The sequence below is a fragment of the Streptomyces sp. NPDC057616 genome (assembly GCF_042800575.1).
Taxonomy (GTDB): Bacteria; Actinomycetota; Actinomycetes; order Streptomycetales; family Streptomycetaceae; genus Streptomyces.
This window is the reverse complement of sequence record NZ_JBHVGU010000007.1, coordinates 171,333-191,115: the sequence shown is the minus strand read 5'-3', so window position 1 is coordinate 191,115 and position 19,783 is coordinate 171,333. Positions and strand designations below refer to the sequence as shown.

The following is a 19,783-nucleotide window of genomic DNA, read 5'->3' as shown; positions in this document are numbered from 1 at the left end:
TGAGGAGCAGGGGAGCGGGCCCCGCGTACTCCCGGGGAGGTACGCGCAGTGCCGCTGGCCGTACGACGACCCGGACCCCTCCACGGCGGGAGCCTCGAGTCATCACCGGAGCACCGGAGGACCGGAGCACCGGAAGACCCACTCTGGGAGATGACTCGAGATGCAGACACTCGCGAACTGGCACGGCGGCGGCCCCGGCCCCTGGATCCTCTTCTTCCCGCTGATCTGGGCGGCCGTCGTGGTCGGCGTCGTGACGCTGCTGCGCCGCACGGTGTGGCGCGGGCGCGGAGGCCCGTGGCGGGCGATGGCGGACGCTCGCCCCACCGGCGACTCACCCATCGCCGTGCTCGGCCGCCGCTTCGCCGCCGGCGAGATCGACGAGGACGAGTACTGGCGCCGGCTGTCCGTCCTGGACGAGCAGTTCGGCCGTACGAAGGGCGGTGCGGCGTGACCACCACGACCGCGATCCGCACGGCCGCCCGGGTCGTCGACGCCGTGAAGGTCTACGGCCGCGGCGACACCGAGGTGAGGGCCCTGGACGGGGTGAGCGTCGACTTCCCGGTCGGCCGCTTCACCGCGATCATGGGGCCCTCGGGCTCCGGCAAGTCCACCCTGATGCACTGCGCGGCCGGCCTCGACACGCTCACCTCGGGCGCCGCCTTCGTCGGCGACACCGAGCTCGGCGGCCTCGACGACCGCCGCCTGACCCTGCTGCGCCGCGACCGCGTCGGCTTCGTCTTCCAGGCGTTCAACCTGGTGCCCACGCTGACGGTTGCCGAGAACATCACGCTGCCGCTGGACCTGGCCGGCGGGAAGGGCGACCCGGAGTGGATCGACGCGCTGATCGACGTCGTCGGCCTGCGCGACCGGCTGCACCACCGGCCCACCGAACTCTCCGGCGGCCAGCAGCAACGCGTCGCCGTGGCACGGGCGTTCGCCGGACGGCCGGACGTCGTCTTCGCCGACGAGCCCACCGGCAACCTCGACTCCCGCTCCGGCGGGGAGGTGCTCGGCCTGCTCGGCCGCGCCGTGCGCCAGACCTCCCGCACGGTCGTCATGGTCACGCACGACCCCGTGGCCGCGGCCCACGCCGACGAGGTCGTCTTCCTCGCCGACGGACGCCTGGTCGACCGTATGGAATCCCCGACCGCCGACACGGTCCTGGACCGCATGAAAGCCTTCGAGGTGCCGTCATGAACGCCGCCGTACGCCTGAGCGTGTCCTCCCTGCGCGCCCACAAGCGGCGCTTCGCCGGGACCTTCCTGGCCGTGTTCCTCGGCGTCGCCTTCCTCGCCGGCACCCTCGTCATGGGCGACACGCTGCGCGCCAGCTTCGACTCGATGTTCGGCAGCGCGACCAGCGGCACGGACGCCGTGGTGCGCAGCGCCGACGCCATCACCACGCCCGGCGAGAGCCAGGGCGTGCGCCAGCCCGTGCCCACCGGCCTGGTGAGCACCCTCGAGAACGTGCCGGGCGTGGCGGCGGCCGCACCCGACATCGAGGGCGCCGGCCAGCTCGTCGGCAAGAACGGCAAGCCCATCGGCGGCCAGGGCCCGCCCACCCTCGCAGGCAACTGGATCACCGACTCCAAGCTCAACCCGTACCAGCTCGCCGAGGGCCGCGCCCCGCGGAAGTCCGGCGAGGTCGTCGTCAACCGCGGCGCGGCGAAGAAGGGCGACCTGAGGATCGGCGACACGACGACGCTGCGCACCCCGGACCCGGTCAAGGTGACCGTCGTCGGCCTCGCGACCTTCGGCGGCGAGGACGGCATGGCGCAGGTGACCTTCACCGGCATGACCCGCGCGGACGCCGAGAAGTACCTGACCGCACGGCCCGGCGAGGCGGCGAGCATCAAGGTGCGGGCCGGACCCGGCGTCAGCGAGAAGGCGCTCGTCGACCGGCTGACTCCCGTGCTGCCCAAGGGAGTCGAGGCCATCACCGGTCAGCAGTCGGCGCAGGAGAACACCGACATGATCTCCAGCCAGTTCCTGACCATCTTCACCACCTTCCTGCTGGTGTTCTCCGGCATCGCCCTGCTGGTCGCGACGTTCTCCATCCACAACACCTTCGCGATCGTCGTCGCCCAACGCACCCGCGAGAACGCCCTGTTGCGGGCTCTGGGGGCCTCTCGCCGCCAGGTCACCGCCACCACTCTGGCCGAGGCCACCGTCGTCGCCGTGACGGCCTCCGTGGCCGGTCTGGCGGGCGGCATCGGCATCGCCGCGGGACTGCAGGCGCTGTTCCCGGCGATCGGATTCCCCTTCCCCGACGGCAACTTGGTGATCGGCGCCCTGTCCATGGTGCTGCCGCTCGTGGTCGGCATCGTGGTCTGCCTCGGCTCCGCGCTGATGCCCGCCGCACGCGCCGGCCGCACCGCTCCGCTGGCTGCGCTGCGCGAGACGGCCGTCGACGCCTCCGGCGCCTCCCGCACCCGTGCGGTCACCGGCATGGGCCTCGGCGCCCTGGCCGTCGCCACCACCCTCGGCGGAGTCCTCGTGTCACCGTCCCTGTGGATGGCGGGACTTGGCGCCGTGCTCGCCCTGGCGTCGTTCGTGGTCCTCGGACCGGTCGCCTCGAACACGGCCGTACGCGTCCTCGGCGGCCCCCTCGACAAACTCCGCGGCGTGACCGGCGGCCTGGCCCGGCGCAACGCCCTGCGCAGCCCCAAGCGGACCGCCGCCACAGCGAGCGCCCTGATGATCGGAGTCGCGGTCGTCTCGTTGTTCACCGTCTTCGGTGCCTCGCTGAAGGCCACCATGGACCAGACCGTGTCCCGGTCCTTCGCCGGTGACGTCGCCGTCAGCACGCCGTCGTTCGGCGCGGGCGGCAGCGGCCTGAGCCCGCGCCTCGCCGACGCGATCCAGCAGCTCCCCGAGGTCGACACGGCCGTAGGACTGGGCCGCGGAGTCGCCCAAGTGGACGGCAAGGGGCGGGCGTTGACCGTCACCGACCCCGTCGCGCTGGAGCGCACCTTCGACCTGGGCACGGTCGACGGCTCCCTGCGCGACCTCGGCTCCGACGGTATCGCCGTCACCAAGGCGGAGGCCGACAAGCAGCACCTCACCACCGGCGGCAAGGCCCAACTCACCTTCACCGACGGCAAGAAGCAGACCTTCACCGTCCGCGCGGTCTACGGCCAGTCCGAACTCGCCGGCGACTACGTCATCACCCGCGCCGCCTGGGCCCCGCACCGCACCCAGGACTCCGACACCCTCGTCGCCGTCTCCTTCAAGGACGGCGTGAGCACGGACGCGGGCAAGGCGGCCGTGCAGAAGGTCGCCGTGCACTACGGCAGCCCCGAGGTGCAGACCCGCGACGACTACGCGCAGTCCTCGGCCGGCGGCATCGACATGATGCTCACCCTGGTCTACGCCCTGCTCGCCCTCGCGGTGCTCATCGCCCTGCTGGGCATCGCCAACACCCTGACCCTGGCGATCCACGAGCGCACCCGCGAACTGGGCCTGCTCAGGGCGGTCGGCCAGACCCGTGCTCAGCTGCGGGCCATGGTCCGCTGGGAGTCGGTGCTCGTCGCCGCCTTCGGCACGGCCGGCGGCCTCGGCCTCGGTGCCTTCCTCGGCTGGGTCCTGGTGAAGGCCTCGGACGGCGCGAGCGACAGCGCCTTCGCCTTCGCGATCCCGCCCGTTCAGCTCGTGATCGTGGCCCTGGTGGGCCTCGTAGCAGGCGCCCTCGCGGGCTGGCGCCCGGCGCGGCGGGCGGCACGCCTGGACGTGTTGCGCGCCATCGCGACGGAGTGACTGCCGTCGGCCTGGCGGGGGTTGAGGGTACGGTCACCGCCCGGTCAGCCGGCAACGGCGGACCGGGCGGGAGCATGTGCGGACCTGTGGGCGTCGACGGCGTGCTCGACCTCGACGAAGCGGCGAGCAGGCTTCTCGGCCGTGCGGCGCTGCGGGCGGGCCGGCGGGGCGACCGGCGCCGGGGCGGTGGGCAGCGTGAACCAGACGACCTTGCCCGACTCGCCGTCCGGGCGCACGCCCCAGCTCTCGCTGACCGCGGCCACCATGGCGAGCCCGCGCCCGGTGGTGGCGGACGTCTCCACGTCCCGGACCTCGGGCAGGCGTGGGTCGTGGTCGCGTACCGAGACCATGAGCCGGTCCAGCAGCAGTTCTATCTCCACGGTGCACAGCTTGTCGGGCTGGGCATGCAGGTGGACGTTGGTCAGCAGCTCCGTCACACCGAGCGCGGCCCGGTCGATGAGCGAGTCCATATGCCAGTAGCGCAACTGCGCAGAGACGATTCTGCGGACCTGGCCGATCCGCGACGGCAGGGCTTGCAGCTCTACCGTGCAGTGCCTGCTTGGGTGAGTGATCACGGCTGCGACTCCCCGACTGAAGAGGTCCGGAAGAACACGGAAGACGGATCCAGCAGGGCCTGAGTGGAACGGCTGCCTGCTGTCGTGCCCGGCGGCTGGTTCGCAGCGTTATCGCCGGTAAACCCAGAGTGACGTGAGACCAGAGTGACGCAGGGGGCGCGGTACCGCAACTCGCCGTCGCCCAACCCGATCCGCTGCCGCGGGCCGAGCGGTGGTCTTGAGCGGTGGTCTTGAGTGGCGGTCTTGAGTGGCGGTCCCGAGTCGTGGCCCTGGGCCGTGGTCCCGAGCCATGGTCCCGAGCCATGGTCGCGAGCCATGGTCGCGAGTCGTGGCCCTGAGGCGTGGTTCCGGGTCGCGGCCTCGGGCTGTGGTTCGAGCCGTGGCCCGCGGTTGTGGTTCGACCCGTGGCCCCGGGCCCTGGTCGGAGTCGCGACCCGCGGTTGTGGTTCGACCCGTGGCCCCGGGCCGTGGTACCGAACGCAGGTTTCGGGTCGTGGTACCGAGTCCGGGGTGCCGGCCCGTGACCCTGAGCCAAGGCCCCGGTTTGGTCCCAGGGCCCGAATCGTGAGCCCCGCTCCAAGGTCTCGCGGTCCAGGCCCAGGTCCCGAGCCGAGTCCCGTCGGTCTGAGACAAGGGCGCCGGTCGTGGCCCCGAGCCGCGGTCTCGCGGTCCAGGCCCACGTCCCGAACCGCGGCCCTGCGGTCTGAGCCCTGATCTCGAGTCGCGGTCCCGGACCAAGGCCCCGGGTCGAGGTCCCAGCCGAGGCACCGAGTTCGGGGTCTCGAACCAGATCCCGGGCTGTGGTCCCGAACCAAGGCCCCGGGCTGTGGTCTCGGACCAAGGTCCCGGGCTGTGGTCCCGGACCAAGGCACCGGGCTGTTGTCCCGAACCAAGAACCTCGAGCCACGGTCGATGCCGAGCCCGTGTGCCGTGGTCGTGAGCCAGGAAGCCCGAGCCACGATCCCAGCCGAACCCGCGTGCCGTGGCCCTGAGCCAGGAGCCGCGCTCCCGGCCGAGTCCGCGGACCGAGGTCCCGAACCAAGAACCCCGAGCCGCCGTCCCAGCCGAGGACCCGAGCCGCCGTCCCAGCCGAGGACCCGAGCCGTGGTCCCCGGCCAAGACCCCGAGCCGTGGTCCCGCCAAGACCCCGAGCCGTAGCCCCCCGGCCAAGACCCAAACCGTAGTCCCCGCCCAAAACCCCGAAGCCCCCTCAACCGCCCCGCCCCGCCGCCTTCCGTACCGCCTCGATGAAGCGGCGGGCCGCAGGGGGACCGACCTCGCCGGGGGCCGGGTCGTGGTCGCCCAGGGTCAGTAGATATCGCTTGCCGTTGAGGTCCGCGAGCGCCCGGTCCTCCGGGGCGAACCAGGGTTTGGAGGCGCGCACCGCCTGCACCGGCGCACTGTCGATCTCGGTGCCGTAACTGGTGAGCAACGCGAGCCTGCCGTCGCTGATCCGGACCTGCCCGGCCCGGGTGAGCGAACGCAGCCGTTTGCCGATCCGCACCCCCGTGGCCGTGAACTCCGGCTCCGCCATGCCGCCGCCCCCTTGTGCGCGTCCGGGCGCTGGACCGTGTGCCTGCGCGGGTCAAGATCCAGCTCGTGTCGAGGCCCAGTGTGCGGCCCCGTTCGGTGCGGTTTGCCCGCACCCGCGGTGCAGTCTGCACGCACCCGGCGTCGAGCACCAGTACGCACGCCTCGCTCGGACGAAGCGCACGGAGCACTCGCGCGAATGCGCCCCCCACGCCCGCCGGCCCTGCACTCCAGGTGGTTCTTTGAGGCGCTCAAAGGTGCGTTTATGCAGGTGAGAAGCGTGTGGAAGGTGCTTATGATCGAGGCGTCGGCCGCGCGACGCGCCGTCGGCGCCCAGCGTAAGGAGCACCCGTCGTGAGCACCCCCCAGCAGACCCGGTCCGGCGAGACCCTCGACGTCGACCACAGCGACGCGGCCTACCGCGACTGGCTGAAAGAGGCCGTCCGCAAGGTCCAGGCCGATGCCAACCGCTCGGCCGACACCCACCTCCTGCGCTTCCCGCTGCCCGAGAAGTGGGGGATCGACCTGTACCTCAAGGACGAGTCGACACACCCCACCGGCAGCCTCAAGCACCGCCTCGCCCGCTCCCTCTTCCTCTACGGCCTGTGCAACGGCTGGATCCGGCCGGGCCGTCCGGTGATCGAGGCGTCCAGCGGCTCGACGGCCGTCTCCGAGGCGTACTTCGCGGGGCTGATCGGCGTGCCCTTCATCGCCGTCATGCCGCGCACGACGAGCGCCGAGAAGATCCGCCTGATCGAGTTCCACGGCGGGCAGTGCCACTTCGTGGACGACTCACGCAGGATGTACGAGGAGTCGGCCCGCCTGGCGGTGGAGAGCGGCGGCCACTACATGGACCAGTTCACCTACGCGGAACGGGCCACGGACTGGCGCGGCAACAACAACATCGCCGAGTCCATCTTCCGCCAGCTGGAACTCGAGCGGTTCCCCGAACCCGCGTGGATCGTGGCGACGGCCGGCACCGGCGGCACCTCGGCGACCATCGCGCGCTACGTCCACTACACCCAGCGCGACACCCGTATCTGTGTGGCCGATCCCGAGAACTCCTGCTTCTTCGAGGGCTGGACCACCGGCGATCCGGACGTCACGTGCGACTGCGGCTCCCGGATCGAGGGCATCGGCCGGCCCCGGATGGAACCGAGCTTCGTGCCGGGCGCCGTCGACCGGATGATGAAGGTTCCCGACGCGGCGAGCGTCGCCGCCGTACGGGCCCTGGAGCGGGCCATCGGCCGCAAGGCGGGCGGCTCCACGGGCACCGGGCTGTGGAGCGCGCTGAAGATCGTCGCCGAGATGGTGGCGCAGGGGCGGCAGGGGAGCGTGGTGACGCTGCTGTGCGACCCGGGCGACCGGTACCTGGACAAGTACTACTCGGACGCCTGGCTCGCCGGGCAGGGCCTGGACATCGAGCCGTACACGGCCGCGATCCGGTCCCTGCTCGAGACCGGCGTCTGGCCCGACTGACCCGTCTGGCCCGTCTGGCCCGACTGACCCGCTGGCCCGACTGACCCGGCTGGCGGCCCGCGGCCGCGACGCCGGGGCCGGGGCCGCTAGGCGGCGATGTGCCGGTCCAATCCGGCCATCGCGCCCCGGAAGGACCGCCCCAGGCCCGCACGGGCCGCCTTCAGGACGAGACGGAACGGCGCCGGCCCGTCGGCGGCGAACGTCCAGCGCACGCGCGTGCCGGTGCCGGCCGGAGTGAGGCGCCACTCCTCGGCCAGGGCCCGCATGCCCGGCGCGTTGGTCTCGTCGACGCGGTAGGCGTACAGCTCCGCCTCCTTCGCCGCGAGCACCGTCTCCTCGAAGCGTGTGCCGCCCTTGAGGCGCACCTCGCGCCGGGCGCCGTCGTCGAGCGGCCGGGCCTGCGTGACCGCCGTGAACCACTGCGCCCAGCCCGGCACGTCCTCGGCCAGCGCACGGAACACCGCCTCCGGCGGGGCCGCGACGTCCCGGGTGAAGACCAGACGTACGGGCGCGGTCTCGACGAAGTCGATCCCGACGGGGCGCAGACGGCGAGCCATGGGCACGAACCCCCGGGCGGAGAAGGGTGGTTGACAGGGCGTCCTCACCGTAATTGACGACCCGTCAGTTGTCTGCCCCGTGGCGGGGATCAGTTCTCCGGCTCGCCCGCCACCACCAGCTGGGGCAGGTGCTCGGAGATCTCCTCGCGGGCGTCGCCCGGCAGTCCCGCGTCCGTCACGAGCGTGTCGACCTGCTCCAGCGCCGCGAACGAACTCAGGCCCACCACACCCCACTTGGTGTGGTCGGCGACCACCACGACACGCCGCGCCGACTGCACCAGGCGCCGGTTGGTCTCGGCCTCCGCGAGGTTCGGCGTCGACAGGCCGGCCTCGACCGATATGCCGTGGACACCGAGGAAGAGCACGTCGAAGTGGAGTGCCGCGATCGCCTGGTCGGCCACCGGTCCCACCAGCGAGTCGGAGGGCGTGCGCACCCCGCCCGTCAGCACCACGGTGGCCGCGCCCTGCCGGGGCCCCGAGGTGCGCTGCGCCGCGTGGAAGACGTCGGCCACGCGCACCGAGTTGGTCACGACCGTCAGGTCCGGCACGTCCAGCAGCTGGTGCGCCAGGGCGTACGTCGTCGTACCGCCCGAGAGCGCGATCGCGGTGCCGGGCGCGACCAGCTGGGCCGCCGAGCGCGCGATGTCCTCCTTGGCCGTCAGCTCCAGGCCCGACTTGGCCTCGAAGCCCGGCTCGTGCGTGCTCGCCTCCACCACCGGTACGGCGCCGCCGTGCACCTTCTCCAGGACACCCTGGCGGGCCAGTGCGTCGAGGTCGCGGCGCACGGTCATGTCCGACACGCCGAGCTTGCGGGTCAGCTCGTTGACCCGGACCCCGCCGCGCCGCCGGACCTCCTCCAGGATCAGGGAGCGCCGCTGCTCCGCGAGGAGGTTCTGATTCTCACTCACGTACGCTCCGGTCCTTTCGCCTCACGCCGTCCGACACGCCGCGCACACCTGCTCCGACAAGGCCATTCTCCCAAGCCCCGGTGCGCGGATGTCCCATCCTCGCACGGGTGGGTACCCGCCACGCCACTGACCCGACGCGCGCATGTCACCGTGGCCACATCTGTTCCCCGCATGTCACTCGGATCGGGGAGATTCCGTGGTCACAGGTGTGAGCCGGGTCCGCAGCGGAGATCCTTGTGCCCGCACGGACACAAGCCGACGGCGCGTCACGGGGGAAGTGCGAACAGTGGAACGTGCGCAGGAACGGGTTTCGGCCGACGGCCCCGCCCAGGGAGCCCAGGCATCGGCGACCGCCCTGGAACTCCTGGTCCACGGCGTGGGCGGCACGACGCCCCAGACGATGCTCAACGATCCGAGCACGGTGCGGATCAGCGGGGACGACACGGCGGCCGTCTTCCGGCGCGCCGAGGACGTCGACGCCGAGAGCAGGCCCGAGGACTACCGGGGCCGGCCGGTGCCGGAGGCGTACGTCTGGTGCAACCTCACCTCCGGAAACAGCGCACGCGCCCTGTGGCTGCTGCTTCTGCCGTTCATGGTCGTCAACCTCGCCCACTGGATGCGTCCGAGCACCCGCGGCCACCGGCGGACGGTCCGGCTGTACGGGCTGCTGGTGCGGCTCGCCGGGCTGACCCTGACGGTGCTGCTGGTCGCGGCCGCCTGCGAGGTGGCCCTGGACCTGGCGGCCTGGCAGTGCGCGGGTACGCGCGCGTGCGCCGAGCGGCACACCTGGCTCGGCTTCCTGTCGCCCGCCCTGTCGCACGACGGCTGGTGGAGTGCACCGGGCCGCCGCCTGGCCCTCGCGGCCGTGGTGCCCGCCGCGCTCACCGGCCTGCTGTGGTACCTCTCCCGCCGCACCTGGAGCGCCTACGAGTCGGTCCGGCCGATGCCCCACCGGGCCGAACCGGACGAGGACACCAGCCGCAGCGCCCTCGGCAGCCCCGGCTTCTGGTACGGCCGCCGGCTGGTCGCCCGCCTGCGGGCCGCCCACACCGCGGCGGGCCTGCTGACGGTGGCCTCGGCCGTCGCCTCGTCCGCGGCACGCCACGACCGCCTGCCCGGCGGCTCCGCCGTGCTCGACACCCTGGGGTGGTCGCTCCTGGCGACGCTCGCCGCCACCGCGCTGGTCGTGCTGTGGGTGGTCTGCCGCCGCGGCCGCAGCGAGAACCGCCTCGACCAGGAGCTCGACGAGCATCTCGTACAACGCCTGCCGCTCGCCGCGCTCGCCCTGCTGCTGCTCGCCGTGCTCTACGCCGGATGGGAGCGGCCGGGCTGGCACTCGACGGGCCGGCTGGTCGGCGGCGGTGCGACCTTCGGCGGCATCGCCGTCATCCAGGGCGCCCTCGTCATCGCCCTCGCCGTGGTCGCCCGCGTCCTGTACCGCACGCGCCCCGACCGGCGGGCGGCCCTGCGCGGCCTGGCGGGCCCGGCCGTCGCCACCCTCGCCTGCGCCCTCGGCGGCGTGATGTCCGGCGGCGTCGCCCAGCGGGTGTCGGACTGGCTGGACGGCACCGGCACCTTCCTCGTCGGCCCGCCGGTCCTGCTGACCTGGCAGGCCTCCGTGATGCCCGTCCTGTTCGTCGTCCTGTTCGTGTTCTGCGGCTGGCTGGCTCGCCGGGCTTGGCTGCTGCGCCGCGCCGAGCTGGGCGGGGTGCAGCTCGACTACCCCTCGGAGCCCCGGGACGCCGCCCGCACCAGCCGTATCGCCTCCACGCGCGCGCTCGCCACGCTCACCGACCGCGCCCCGCTGCTGATCGCCGTCGTCGCCGCCACGACCCTCGTGCTGGGCGCCGGCGCCATCGTCGGCGCCCAGACGACCGACGAGGCCCCCGCACCGGCCGCACAGGACGCGTACGCCTTCGTGCACGGCACCGCGCAGACCGCGCAGGCCCTGGGCTCCTGGCTGATCGGCCTGGGCTTCATACTCTTCGTCACCTGGGGCCGGCGCGCCTACAAGGACGCCTCCGCCCGGCGCACCATCGGCATCCTGTGGGACGTCGGCACGTTCTGGCCGCGCGCCGCCCACCCCTTCGCCCCGCCCTGCTACGCCGAACGCGCGGTCCCCGACCTCACCTGGCGGATGGCGACCTGGACGCGCGCCACCGGCGGCCGTCTCGTCATCTCCGGCCACTCGCAGGGCAGCGTGCTCGCGGCCGCCGCGGCCTGGCAGCTCGAGCCGTCCGACCGCAAGCGGGTCGCCCTGCTCACCTACGGCTCCCCGATCGAGCGCCTCTACGGCCGCTGGTTCCCGGCCCACTTCGGCCCCGCCGCGCTGACCTCGCTGCACCACGACGTCGACTGCTGGCGCAATCTGCACCGGCTCACCGACCCGATCGGCGGCCCGGTCCGCCTGCCCGGCGACTGCGGCCCCGAGGTGGACCGCGCGCCGCTCAAGGACCCCCTCGCCTACGGCCGCACCGCGGCGCACCCCCTGCCCGCACCGATCCTCGGCCACTCCGACTACCAGGCCGACCCCGCCTTCGCCGAGGAGCGCGAGCGGCTGCTGGCCCGGCTGCGGCCGGAGGTGCCGCTCCCGCGCCCCGCGGCGGCCGCTCAGGAGGACCCGGGCAGATCCTCGGCGTAGAGCAGGGTCAGGTCGTCGGTGGTGGGCTCCTCGACCTGGGCGACCCGGCTCGCGTGCCGCTCCACCATCGCCTCGAAGGTCTGGCGGGCGGTACGGCCGTTGCCGAACGCCGGGCCCTTCGGGATCGCCGTGAAGTACGTCAGCAGGGCCTCGGCGGTGCCCGGCGCCAGCCGGTACTCGTGCTCGTCGGCCTGCTGCTCCACGATCCGCAGCAGCTCGTCGGGGTCGTAGTCGCTGAAGGTGATGGTCCGTGAGAAACGGCTCGCCACACCGGGGTTGACCGACAGGAACCGCTCCATCTCGGCGGTGTAGCCCGCGACGATCACCACGACCGCGTCGCGGTGGTCCTCCATCAGCTTCACCAGGGTGTCGATGGCCTCCCGGCCGAAGTCGCGGCCCGAGTCCTCCGGGGAGAGGGCGTACGCCTCGTCGATGAACAGCACACCGCCGCGCGCCCGGTCGAAGGCCTCCTGGGTGCGGATCGCCGTGGAGCCGATGTGCTCGCCGACCAGGTCGACGCGGGAGACCTCGACCAGATGGCCCTTCTCCAGCACACCGAGCGAGGCGAGGATCTCGCCGTAGAGCCGGGCCACGGTGGTTTTGCCGGTGCCGGGGGAGCCCGTGAACACCAGGTGCCGCTTGACCGAAGCCGCCTTAAGGCCGGCCTGCCGGCGCCGCCGGCCCACCTCGATCATGTCGGTCAGCGCCCGCACCTCGCGTTTGACGCTGTCCAGGCCCACCAGCGCGTCGAGTTCACCGAGCACGGCCTTCGACGTCCGTGCCGGCGGCTCGGGCTGGGCGGCGAGCAGCGGCTCCTGCTCGGTGGTGCGCTGGCCCGGGATGGCACCCAGCAGACCGGGCGACCTGTCGGCCGTCTGCACCGCGGTCTCGCGGGCCGCGGGCGGCGTCAGGCCCCCGCTCTCGTCGCTGGTGCACTCCTCGACGACGGGGCCGGTGCCGGGCGCCGCGTCGCTGCCCTCCGCGAACTCGTAACCACCGCGCGCGCAGCGCTCCGTACGGCACTTCTTCAGCGTCGTACGGCTGCCGTCGATCACGTGGAAGCCGTAACCGCCGCTGCCCGTCACACGGCAGCCGAGGAAGGTGCCGCGGCCGCCCGCCGACACGTAGAACCCGGCCTCCGCGGGGGACTCGACCGTGCAGCGCTCGATGGTGGGGTCGGCGCCCTTGGTGACGATCACGCCGGTCTGGGTGCCGTCCACGGTGCAGTTGTTGAGGGTGCCGCCGCTGCCGTGGTCGCGGAACCAGGCGCCCGTAGCGGCGTCCCGGATGCGGCAGTCGTCGAGCTGCGCGGTGGCGCCGTCGCTCACCGACACGGCCGTGTTGCGCACCTGCGAGAGATCGCTGTCGACGACGTCCGCGCGCGAGCCGCGGTCGAGCACGAACAGGGCGTCCGGCACGTCGTGCACCCTGCAGGAGTCGAGCACGGCCGTGGCGCCGTCGCTGACCCACACCGCCGGGTAGTCGCCGGTGCTGTCGAAGATCTCGCACTGGTTGGCGTCCACGCGCGTGCCCGGATCCCACACCGACAGGCCGTTGCGCCCGAACTGACGCACCGTCGTGCGGGTCAGCGTGAGGACCGAGCGCGAGCGCAGGTCGACCGCGTTCTCCGGGATGTCGTGGATACGGCAGTCGGCGAGGGTGAGCACCGCGTCCGTGTCGAGCGTGACGCCGTCCGCCGTGGTGCGGTGCACATCGCAGTCCGTCAGGTGCGCGGTGGCCCGGCCGGTGATCTGGACGCCGCTGCCCCGGACCTCGTAGATCTCACAACTCAGCGCCTCCACAGCGGTGTTCTCGCCGGTCGCGGACAGGCCCGCGCCGGAGGCGTGGTGGATCCGGCAGCGCTCCAGGCGCGGGTGCGCGCCGCCGCGGACCGCGACGCCCGCCTGGCCCGCGGCCACGACCTCGCACTCCTCGAACACCCCGCCCCCGCCGTCGAGTACGGCCACCCCGATGCCGGCCGGGTTGTCGACGGTGCAGCGCCGCACGGTGGGCCGCGCGCCCGCACGCACCTCGATCCCGGCGGCGGACCGGGTGACGACCCGGATGTCCAGCAGCTCCGGCGTCCCCTCCTCGACGAGCAGGGCGGGCGCCGCCCCGTCCTGGCCCTCCACGTGCAGGTCCTGGACCACGGCCGAGGCACGCACCGTCAGCGGCACCCCGTCCGCGGGCGCGATGCGCACCGAACCGGGGGAGCCCTCGGGCCCGCGCAGCGTCACCGACCGCTGCACCACGAGGTTTTCCCGGTAGGTGCCGGGGGCGACGGTGAGGACGTCACCGTCCGCGGCGGCCTCCAGGGCGGCGGCGAGCGATGCGTACTCACCTGTGCGGCGCCGCCACCGCGATGTGCCGGTGTGCGTCACCTGGACCGTGCCCTGTGCCATGGCGCTGCTGTGCCCCCCACCTCGTGTTACGCGGGTTGATGCCGAAGGGATCGGCCGCTCCACGGTAGCGTGCGCGCGGGTGGTGGGTTGACCAGAGCCGGAAGGTGGTCAGCTGCCGGTGCCGGTCCTGCCCCAGTCCGGGCCCGCCTTGTCCCAGGCCTGGTCCCAACGGGCGTACCGGCGACGGGTCATGCGCCAGACGATCAGCCGGCGGCCGGTCTCCAGGGCGCCCGCGGTGAGCATGGCGGCTCCGAACCCGGCGAGCACCGCATGGGTCGTGGCCGTCGCGGGGTCCAGCGGCCGGGCCACTATCCGGCCGTGCAGGTCCGTCCATATCGCGAAGTGGTCGCCGCGGTGCGGGGACTTGAGCTCCGCCATGGCCGCTCCGTGGTGACCGGAGCCGTCCGGCGCGGTCCAGTCGGCGACCACACGGCTGCGCAGGTCGCGCGCCGAGGACGTCTCCGGGTCGGTGTCCAGCGGGGAGCGGTCCAGCTTGCGCACCACCGTGGCCGTCACCAGGTGGCGGGCGGCGCGCTGGTCGCGGACGGACTGTTGGAGCGCGTCCTGGGCGATGTTGCCGACGAAGGAGCCGATCACGGGTGCGGCGACGAGGATGAGCAGCAGCACCACCAAGGCCAGCCAGGCCTCGACCAGATCGCTCGTGCGGCGCAGCGGATTGTGCCGCCAGCGCCAGAGTCCGCTGATGGTGCGCACCGACCCGCACCCCCCTTCCCACTCCGTCTTAACCCCCGGGTGAGCAGTTCACGTGCCGGCCTGGTCGAAGAGAGAGCGAAATCACGCGCCCACTGGCCTCTCATGAACTTCTCACGAAGCTCAACGCGCGGGCCCCCGGCCCGGGTTCCCGCACGCGGGGAGCGCGTCTGCCGCTAGTCGAGGACGGTCACCGCGTCGCCGACCCGGATCGTACCGGTGGTCAGGGGCACCAGGTTCTGGCCGAAGGCCAGCTTGCCGTCGATGCGGCGGTGGCGGCCCAGCGTGGCGAGCGGCTCCTTGCCCCGTGCGGCGGTGCCCTGGTCGGTGGTGGTCACCACGCACCGCCCGCACAGCTTGGTGACGCGGAAGGTGACCTCGCCGACGGCGACGCGGGACCAGGCGTCCTCGGCCCAGGCGGCGGTGCCCTCCACCACGACGTTCGGCCGGAACCGGTTCATGGGCAGCGGCCCCTCGGTCGCGCGCGGGCCTTGTGCGATCAAGGAGTTGAGGGCTTCGAGGGAGGCGCGGGTGGTGAGCAGCAGCGGGTAGCCGTCGGCGAAGCTGACCGTCTCGCCGGGGCGGGCGTACTCGGGGTCGACGGGCCGGCGCGTGGCCGGATCGTCCATGTGCACCAGGCGCACGTCGGCGCCGAGAAAGTCGCTGCACCAGGCATGGGCGGCCGCGTCCTCGGCAAGCACCCCTTCGACCTTGTCGCCGAAGATCTCCACCGGCACGGTGCCGACCGGCCGGGGCGCCGGCACGGTCAGCGGGTCCATGCCCGGCGCGGACAGGCGAACGCCGCCGCCGGGCGTCAACTCGGCGGCGGCAAGCGCGAGACGCGGCTGCTGACGTTGCGTGACGACCTTTCCCCCGTCGTCGATCAGCGTCCAGCGCCGGTCCCCGGCCAGCCCCCAGGGCTCCACGACGGCCTCCCGGGGCGCGAGGCCCCGGAACGCCTTGACCGGGTGGATGTGGATCGACTGCAGCAGAGCATTCCCCATGAGGCCATCGTGCCAGGTGACAACGATGGCCACGCGGGGGCCTCGGACGGTTCAGTAACCGCCGCGGTACTGCTGCTGGCCGTTGTACGGATCCTGGTACTGCGCCGGGGCGGGCCGGGGAGCCGCGGGGCGCATGGCCTCGTAGCCCATGCCGGACGCCATCGGGCGCTGCGGCTGCGGCTGCTGCTGGCCGGGGTACCCGCGAGGCGCGGTGGCCTGTTGCGGGATGTAGGCCGCGGGCGCCTGCTGCAGCGGTGCCGGCTGCTGCGCCTGCGGATAGCCGTAGGAGGGCTGCTGGGACGAGGGACCCGCCGGAAGGGCGGGAAGCGCCGACGGCAGGGCCGGCAGATAACTGCCCGGCGCGTCGTACGCGGCGGGGACCCGGATCGGGGCGATCTGAGGGGTGCCCCGCTCGGCGACCAGCCGGTCGTAGATCGGGGTGTCCGGGAAGGCGGAGTAGTAACCGCCGCCAAAGGTGGAGCGGGGGGAGGTCATGGCTCATAAGTTAAGCCCTCGATGTGCTAGTTGGGGAGACCGATAAGAGGGTTGTTTTCAGTGTCCGCAGTGACCTGGGATCCCCAATGCGAGCGAACTCGGCAAAAAGGGGCGCCGATCGGCGTCTGAATCCTGTAAAGGCCAGCTCGCAGAGGGTTACCGGCGGGTCGGACGAAGGTGTTCCTGCGCCGCTCGTGGGAGTTCGCCGTCCCAGCGAATAGGTTGTGCGGGTAGACAACCCGGAGGGCTGCCGGGACACCGACTGGCGCGCTGAGACGCGATGGGGGCGGACATGTCAATGTCGAAAGGTTCGAATACGCCGGTGCCGACGACGGCGCTGCGGGTGGAATTGGGCTGGCGTTCCGGACCGGGAGTGCCGGACGCGGACGCCTCCGCGCTTCTGCTCGTGAGCGGCAAGGTCCGCTCCGACGGCGACTTCGTCTTCTACAACCAGGCGGTGCACTCCTCCGGCGCGGTCCGGCACGAGGGCAAGCGGGACGGCGGCGGCCGTATCTTCGACACCCTGCTGGTCGACCTCGCGCGCGTGGAGCCCGCGATCGAGACGGTCGTGCTCGCGGCCTCCTCGGACGGCGGCAATTTCGGCCAGGTCTCCGACCTCTACATCGAGGTGCGCGACGCCGCGCAGAACGGCGTGGTGGCCCGCTTCGACAGCACGGGGGCGACCGTGGAGACCGCGTTCGTGCTCGGCGAGTTCTACCGCCGCCAGGGCGCCTGGAAGTTCCGCGCCGTCGGTCAGGGGTACAGCAGTGGACTCGAGGGCCTGGCGACCGACTTCGGCATCACGGTGGACGAGCCGCAGCACGCCGCACCCTCCGCTCCGCCTCCGGCCGCGCCGCCGGTGACCATGCCGCCGCCCGTCGCTCCTCCGGTGACGATGCCGCCGCCGGTCGCGCGGCCCGTGCACATGTCCCCGCCGGTCGCGCCCCCGGCGGCCGTGCAGCCGCCCCCGCCGCAGGCACCTCCCGGCCAGCCGGTCCGGCTGAGCAAGGTGACGCTGACCAAGGCGGCCCCCGCGGTCTCCCTGGCCAAGCAGGGCGGCACCTCGGGCGCCATGCGCGTGAACCTCAACTGGGAGGTGCGCAAGCAGTTCTCCGGCTGGGGCAGCAAGCGCGGCCGGGCCGTCGCCAATCACCGGGACCTCGACCTCGACCTGTGCGCCCTGTACGAACTCAACGACGGCAGGAAGGGCGTCATCCAGGCCCTCGGCAACGCCTTCGGGGCGCTGCACCAGCCGCCGTACATCCACCTCGACGGCGACGACCGCACCGGTGCCGTCGAGAGCGGTGAGAACCTCACCATCAATCTCGACCACAAGCAGGACTTCCGGCGCATCCTCGTCTTCGTCACCATCTACGAGGGCGCGCGCTCCTTCGCGGACCTGCACGCCACGGTCACCCTCCAGCCGCAGTTCGGCGCCCCGATCGACTTCTCGCTCGACGAGTGCACCGTCCCCTCGACGGTGTGCGCGCTCGCGCTGATCACCAATACGGGCGGCGACCTGATGGTGCAGCGCGAGGCCCGCTATCTGGTGCCCGAGCGCGGGGTCAGCCCCCAGCGGACCATCGACTACGCCTACGGGTGGGGCATGAACTGGACCCCCGGCCGGAAGTGACCCGGTGAGAGCGCCCGCCCCTAGAGCGGGTGCTCGTCCGTGACCGCGTCCGGGCGTGCGTAGGTGCGGCCCTTCCAGGCCGCACCGCGCCCCCGGTAGTGCTGCACCGCGGAGTCCACCGTCATCAGGAGATAGAGGAACGCGGTGAACGGCAGCAGGGGAGCGAGCCACGGCGGCTGGCGGTAGTAGCGGAGCATCGGGAAGTACGTCCCCGTCATCACCAGCCACGCGAGGCCGCCGAGGACCCAGGCCGCCGCGTCGCCACTGGCCAGACCCGCGGCCAGGGCCGCGGGCGGCACCAGGTACACCAGGGCCAGCCCGATCACCGTCCCGAGCAGCACCAGCGGGTTGTGCCGCAACTGCGCGTAGGCGCTGCGGGACACCATCCGCCACAGGTCGTGCAGCCGCGGATAGGGGCGCACGCTGTCCACCCGCTCGGCCAGGCCCAGCCAGACGCGCCCGCCGCCGCTCTTGACCGCGCGCGCCAGCGCCACGTCGTCGATGACCGCGTGGCGGATGGCGTCCGGGATCCGCGCCCGCTCGGCGGTCTCGGCGCGCAGCAGCACGCAGCCGCCCGCCGCGGCCGCCGTCCTGCCCTTCCCGCCGATCCGGCGGAACGGATACAGCTGCGCGAAGAAATAGACGAAGGCCGGCACCACGAGCCGCTCCCAGAGGCTCGCCACCCGCAGCCGGGCCATCTGCGAGACGACGTCGTAGCCGCCGCCGTGCGCGGCCGCGACCAACTCCCGCAGGCTGTCCGGCGCGTGCGCGATGTCCGCGTCCGTCAGCAGCAGATGTTCGGGCTCACGCGCGCGTGCCAGAGCGATGCCGTGCCGTACGGCCCACAGCTTGCCCGTCCAGCCGGCGGGCGGTTCGCCGGGGGAGCCGACGGTCAGGGGCAGACCGCCGTGCGCGGCGGCCAGTTCACGGGCGAGCCGGCCGGTGCCGTCCGAGCTGCCGTCGTCGACGAGGAAGATCTCCGCCCGGCCCGGATACTCCTGGGCGAGCAGGGACGGCAGGCTCGCGGGCAGCACATCCGCCTCGTCGCGCGCGGGCACGACCACGCAGACCGACGGCCATACCGCCGGCTCCTCCCGGGGCGGCAGCCGGATGTCCGTACGCCAGAAGAAGCCCTGACAGAGCAACAGCCACAGCCAGGCGGCGAGGGATACGGCGGCGATCCACGAAACGGCGCTCACCCGCGCAGTGTGCCCCACTCCACCGGCCCCTCGGAGGCCATCGTCTATCGTGGCCGGGTGAAGATCGCGCTCATGGACTCCGGAATCGGACTGCTCGCGGCCACCGCCGCGGTGCGGCGGCTGCGGCCCGACGCAGATCTGGTGCTCTCCCTGGACCCCGACGGCATGCCCTGGGGCCCCAGGAGCCCCGAGGACCTCACCGGGCGCGCCCTCGCGGTGGCCGAGGCGGCCGCGGCGTACGGGCCCGACGCCCTGATCGTCGGCTGCAACACGGCGAGCGTGCACGCCCTGCCCGCGCTGCGGGCCCGCCTCGAACCCGGCGTGCCGGTCATCGGCACGGTCCCGGCGATCAAGCCGGCCGCGGCCGGCGGCGGACCGCTGGCGATCTGGGCGACTCCCGCCACCACCGGCAGCCCCTACCAGCGCGATTTGATCGCGGAGTTCGCGAACGGCGTGAGGGTCGAAGAGGTGCCCTGCCACGGTCTGGCCGAGGCGGTCGAGCACGCGGACGAGGCGGCCATCGACGCCGCCGTCGCCGCGGCCGCCGCGCTGACCCCGGCCGACGTGACGACCGTCGTCCTGGGCTGCACCCACTACGAGCTCGTCGCCGAACGCATCCGCGCCGCGGTCCAGCAGCCGGGGACGCCGCCGCTGGTGCTGCACGGCTCCGCGGGCGCCGTCGCCGCCCAGGCCCTGCGCCGCATCGGTGCGCAGCCCGCTCCCGGGGCCCTGGCCACCGGAACGCTCACGGTCCTGCTGAGCGGACGCGAGGGCCCACTCGTCCCGCCCGCCCTCGCCTACGAGGAAGGCCGCCTCCTCGAGGCGGTCAGTCCCGCGGGCTGACCGAAAGCCGCGAAACGGACGGATGGGATCCGGGGTCGTCCGGTCGGCGGA

Annotated in this window: 16 protein-coding genes; 7 read left to right on the top strand and 9 right to left on the bottom strand. The window is 73.0% G+C overall.

The genetic code is table 11. The features are described from left to right. Window positions 1-160: 160 nt before the first annotated feature. Genes ACFU97_RS11125 through ACFU97_RS11115 form a run of 3 tightly spaced genes read left to right on the top strand, consistent with a single transcriptional unit; the run spans window position 161 to window position 3,755 of the window. Window positions 161-451 carry an SHOCT domain-containing protein gene (locus tag ACFU97_RS11125; RefSeq protein WP_384253914.1) on the top strand — a complete coding sequence of 97 codons (291 nt, stop codon included), beginning with the start codon at window positions 161-163 and terminating at the stop codon, window positions 449-451. After that, window positions 448-1,197 (top strand): ABC transporter ATP-binding protein, encoded by a 750-nt coding sequence (locus tag ACFU97_RS11120; RefSeq protein ID WP_384253911.1) that lies wholly within the window; start codon window positions 448-450, stop codon window positions 1,195-1,197. Before ACFU97_RS11125 ends, ACFU97_RS11120 begins: the two co-directional genes overlap by 4 nt. Next, window positions 1,194-3,755, top strand: coding sequence for an ABC transporter permease (locus tag ACFU97_RS11115; RefSeq protein WP_384253908.1), 2,562 nt, complete (start codon window positions 1,194-1,196; stop codon window positions 3,753-3,755). Before ACFU97_RS11120 ends, ACFU97_RS11115 begins: the two co-directional genes overlap by 4 nt. Window positions 3,756-3,799: 44 nt before the next feature. Here the strand turns inward: ACFU97_RS11115 and ACFU97_RS11110 are convergent, their stop codons facing one another. Together ACFU97_RS11110 and ACFU97_RS11105 are read right to left on the bottom strand one after the other, a co-directional pair. Next, the gene (locus ACFU97_RS11110) at window positions 3,800-4,330 is read right to left on the bottom strand and encodes an ATP-binding protein (protein ID WP_384253905.1); all 531 of its coding nucleotides are present in this window, start codon (window positions 4,328-4,330) and stop codon (window positions 3,800-3,802) included. Between the two features lie 1,210 nt (window positions 4,331-5,540). Further along, the gene (locus ACFU97_RS11105) at window positions 5,541-5,864 is read right to left on the bottom strand and encodes a hypothetical protein (protein ID WP_384253901.1); all 324 of its coding nucleotides are present in this window, start codon (window positions 5,862-5,864) and stop codon (window positions 5,541-5,543) included. A gap of 350 nt (window positions 5,865-6,214) precedes the next feature. On the opposite strand from ACFU97_RS11105, the gene ACFU97_RS11100 reads away from it, so the two are divergent. Next, window positions 6,215-7,339, top strand: coding sequence for a PLP-dependent cysteine synthase family protein (locus ACFU97_RS11100; protein ID WP_384253898.1), 1,125 nt, complete (start codon window positions 6,215-6,217; stop codon window positions 7,337-7,339). Window positions 7,340-7,425: 86 nt separating this feature from the next. Here the strand turns inward: ACFU97_RS11100 and ACFU97_RS11095 are convergent, their stop codons facing one another. Next, the gene (locus ACFU97_RS11095; RefSeq protein ID WP_384253895.1) at window positions 7,426-7,896 is read right to left on the bottom strand and encodes an SRPBCC family protein; all 471 of its coding nucleotides are present in this window, start codon (window positions 7,894-7,896) and stop codon (window positions 7,426-7,428) included. An 89-nt stretch (window positions 7,897-7,985) separates the two neighbouring features. After that, window positions 7,986-8,804 (bottom strand): DeoR/GlpR family DNA-binding transcription regulator, encoded by an 819-nt coding sequence (locus ACFU97_RS11090; RefSeq protein ID WP_384253892.1) that lies wholly within the window; start codon window positions 8,802-8,804, stop codon window positions 7,986-7,988. A 286-nt stretch (window positions 8,805-9,090) separates the two neighbouring features. Here ACFU97_RS11090 and ACFU97_RS11085 point away from each other — a divergent pair, with 286 nt between their 5' ends. Continuing rightward, window positions 9,091-11,445, top strand: a complete 2,355-nt coding sequence (locus tag ACFU97_RS11085; protein WP_384253890.1) for a hypothetical protein — start codon at window positions 9,091-9,093, stop codon at window positions 11,443-11,445. Here ACFU97_RS11085 and ACFU97_RS11080 read toward each other — a convergent pair. The 4 genes from ACFU97_RS11080 to ACFU97_RS11065 form a co-directional block, all read right to left on the bottom strand. Next, window positions 11,415-13,847, bottom strand: a complete 2,433-nt coding sequence (locus ACFU97_RS11080; RefSeq protein ID WP_384253887.1) for a right-handed parallel beta-helix repeat-containing protein — start codon at window positions 13,845-13,847, stop codon at window positions 11,415-11,417. The two genes, ACFU97_RS11085 and ACFU97_RS11080, sit on opposite strands and share 31 nt — an antisense overlap. 108 nt (window positions 13,848-13,955) lie before the next feature. Then, window positions 13,956-14,561 carry a hypothetical protein gene (locus ACFU97_RS11075; protein WP_384253885.1) on the bottom strand — a complete coding sequence of 202 codons (606 nt, stop codon included), beginning with the start codon at window positions 14,559-14,561 and terminating at the stop codon, window positions 13,956-13,958. Window positions 14,562-14,734: 173 nt separating this feature from the next. Continuing rightward, window positions 14,735-15,562, bottom strand: a complete 828-nt coding sequence (locus tag ACFU97_RS11070) for an MOSC domain-containing protein (protein ID WP_384253883.1) — start codon at window positions 15,560-15,562, stop codon at window positions 14,735-14,737. Window positions 15,563-15,613: 51 nt separating this feature from the next. Then, window positions 15,614-16,057 (bottom strand): DUF6643 family protein, encoded by a 444-nt coding sequence (locus ACFU97_RS11065; protein WP_384253881.1) that lies wholly within the window; start codon window positions 16,055-16,057, stop codon window positions 15,614-15,616. A gap of 298 nt (window positions 16,058-16,355) precedes the next feature. Here ACFU97_RS11065 and ACFU97_RS11060 point away from each other — a divergent pair, with 298 nt between their 5' ends. Then, entirely contained in the window at window positions 16,356-17,690 is a 1,335-nt protein-coding gene (locus tag ACFU97_RS11060) for a TerD family protein (protein ID WP_384254143.1), read from the top strand. 20 nt (window positions 17,691-17,710) lie between these two features. Here the strand turns inward: ACFU97_RS11060 and ACFU97_RS11055 are convergent, their stop codons facing one another. Beyond that, complete coding sequence (locus ACFU97_RS11055; RefSeq protein ID WP_384253878.1) at window positions 17,711-18,907, bottom strand: glycosyltransferase; 1,197 nt, start codon at window positions 18,905-18,907, stop codon at window positions 17,711-17,713. A 39-nt stretch (window positions 18,908-18,946) separates the two neighbouring features. On the opposite strand from ACFU97_RS11055, the gene ACFU97_RS11050 reads away from it, so the two are divergent. Continuing rightward, on the top strand, window positions 18,947-19,732 hold the full coding sequence (locus ACFU97_RS11050) for a glutamate racemase (RefSeq protein WP_384253876.1): 786 nt from the start codon (window positions 18,947-18,949) through the stop codon (window positions 19,730-19,732). Window positions 19,733-19,783 lie beyond the last annotated feature (51 nt).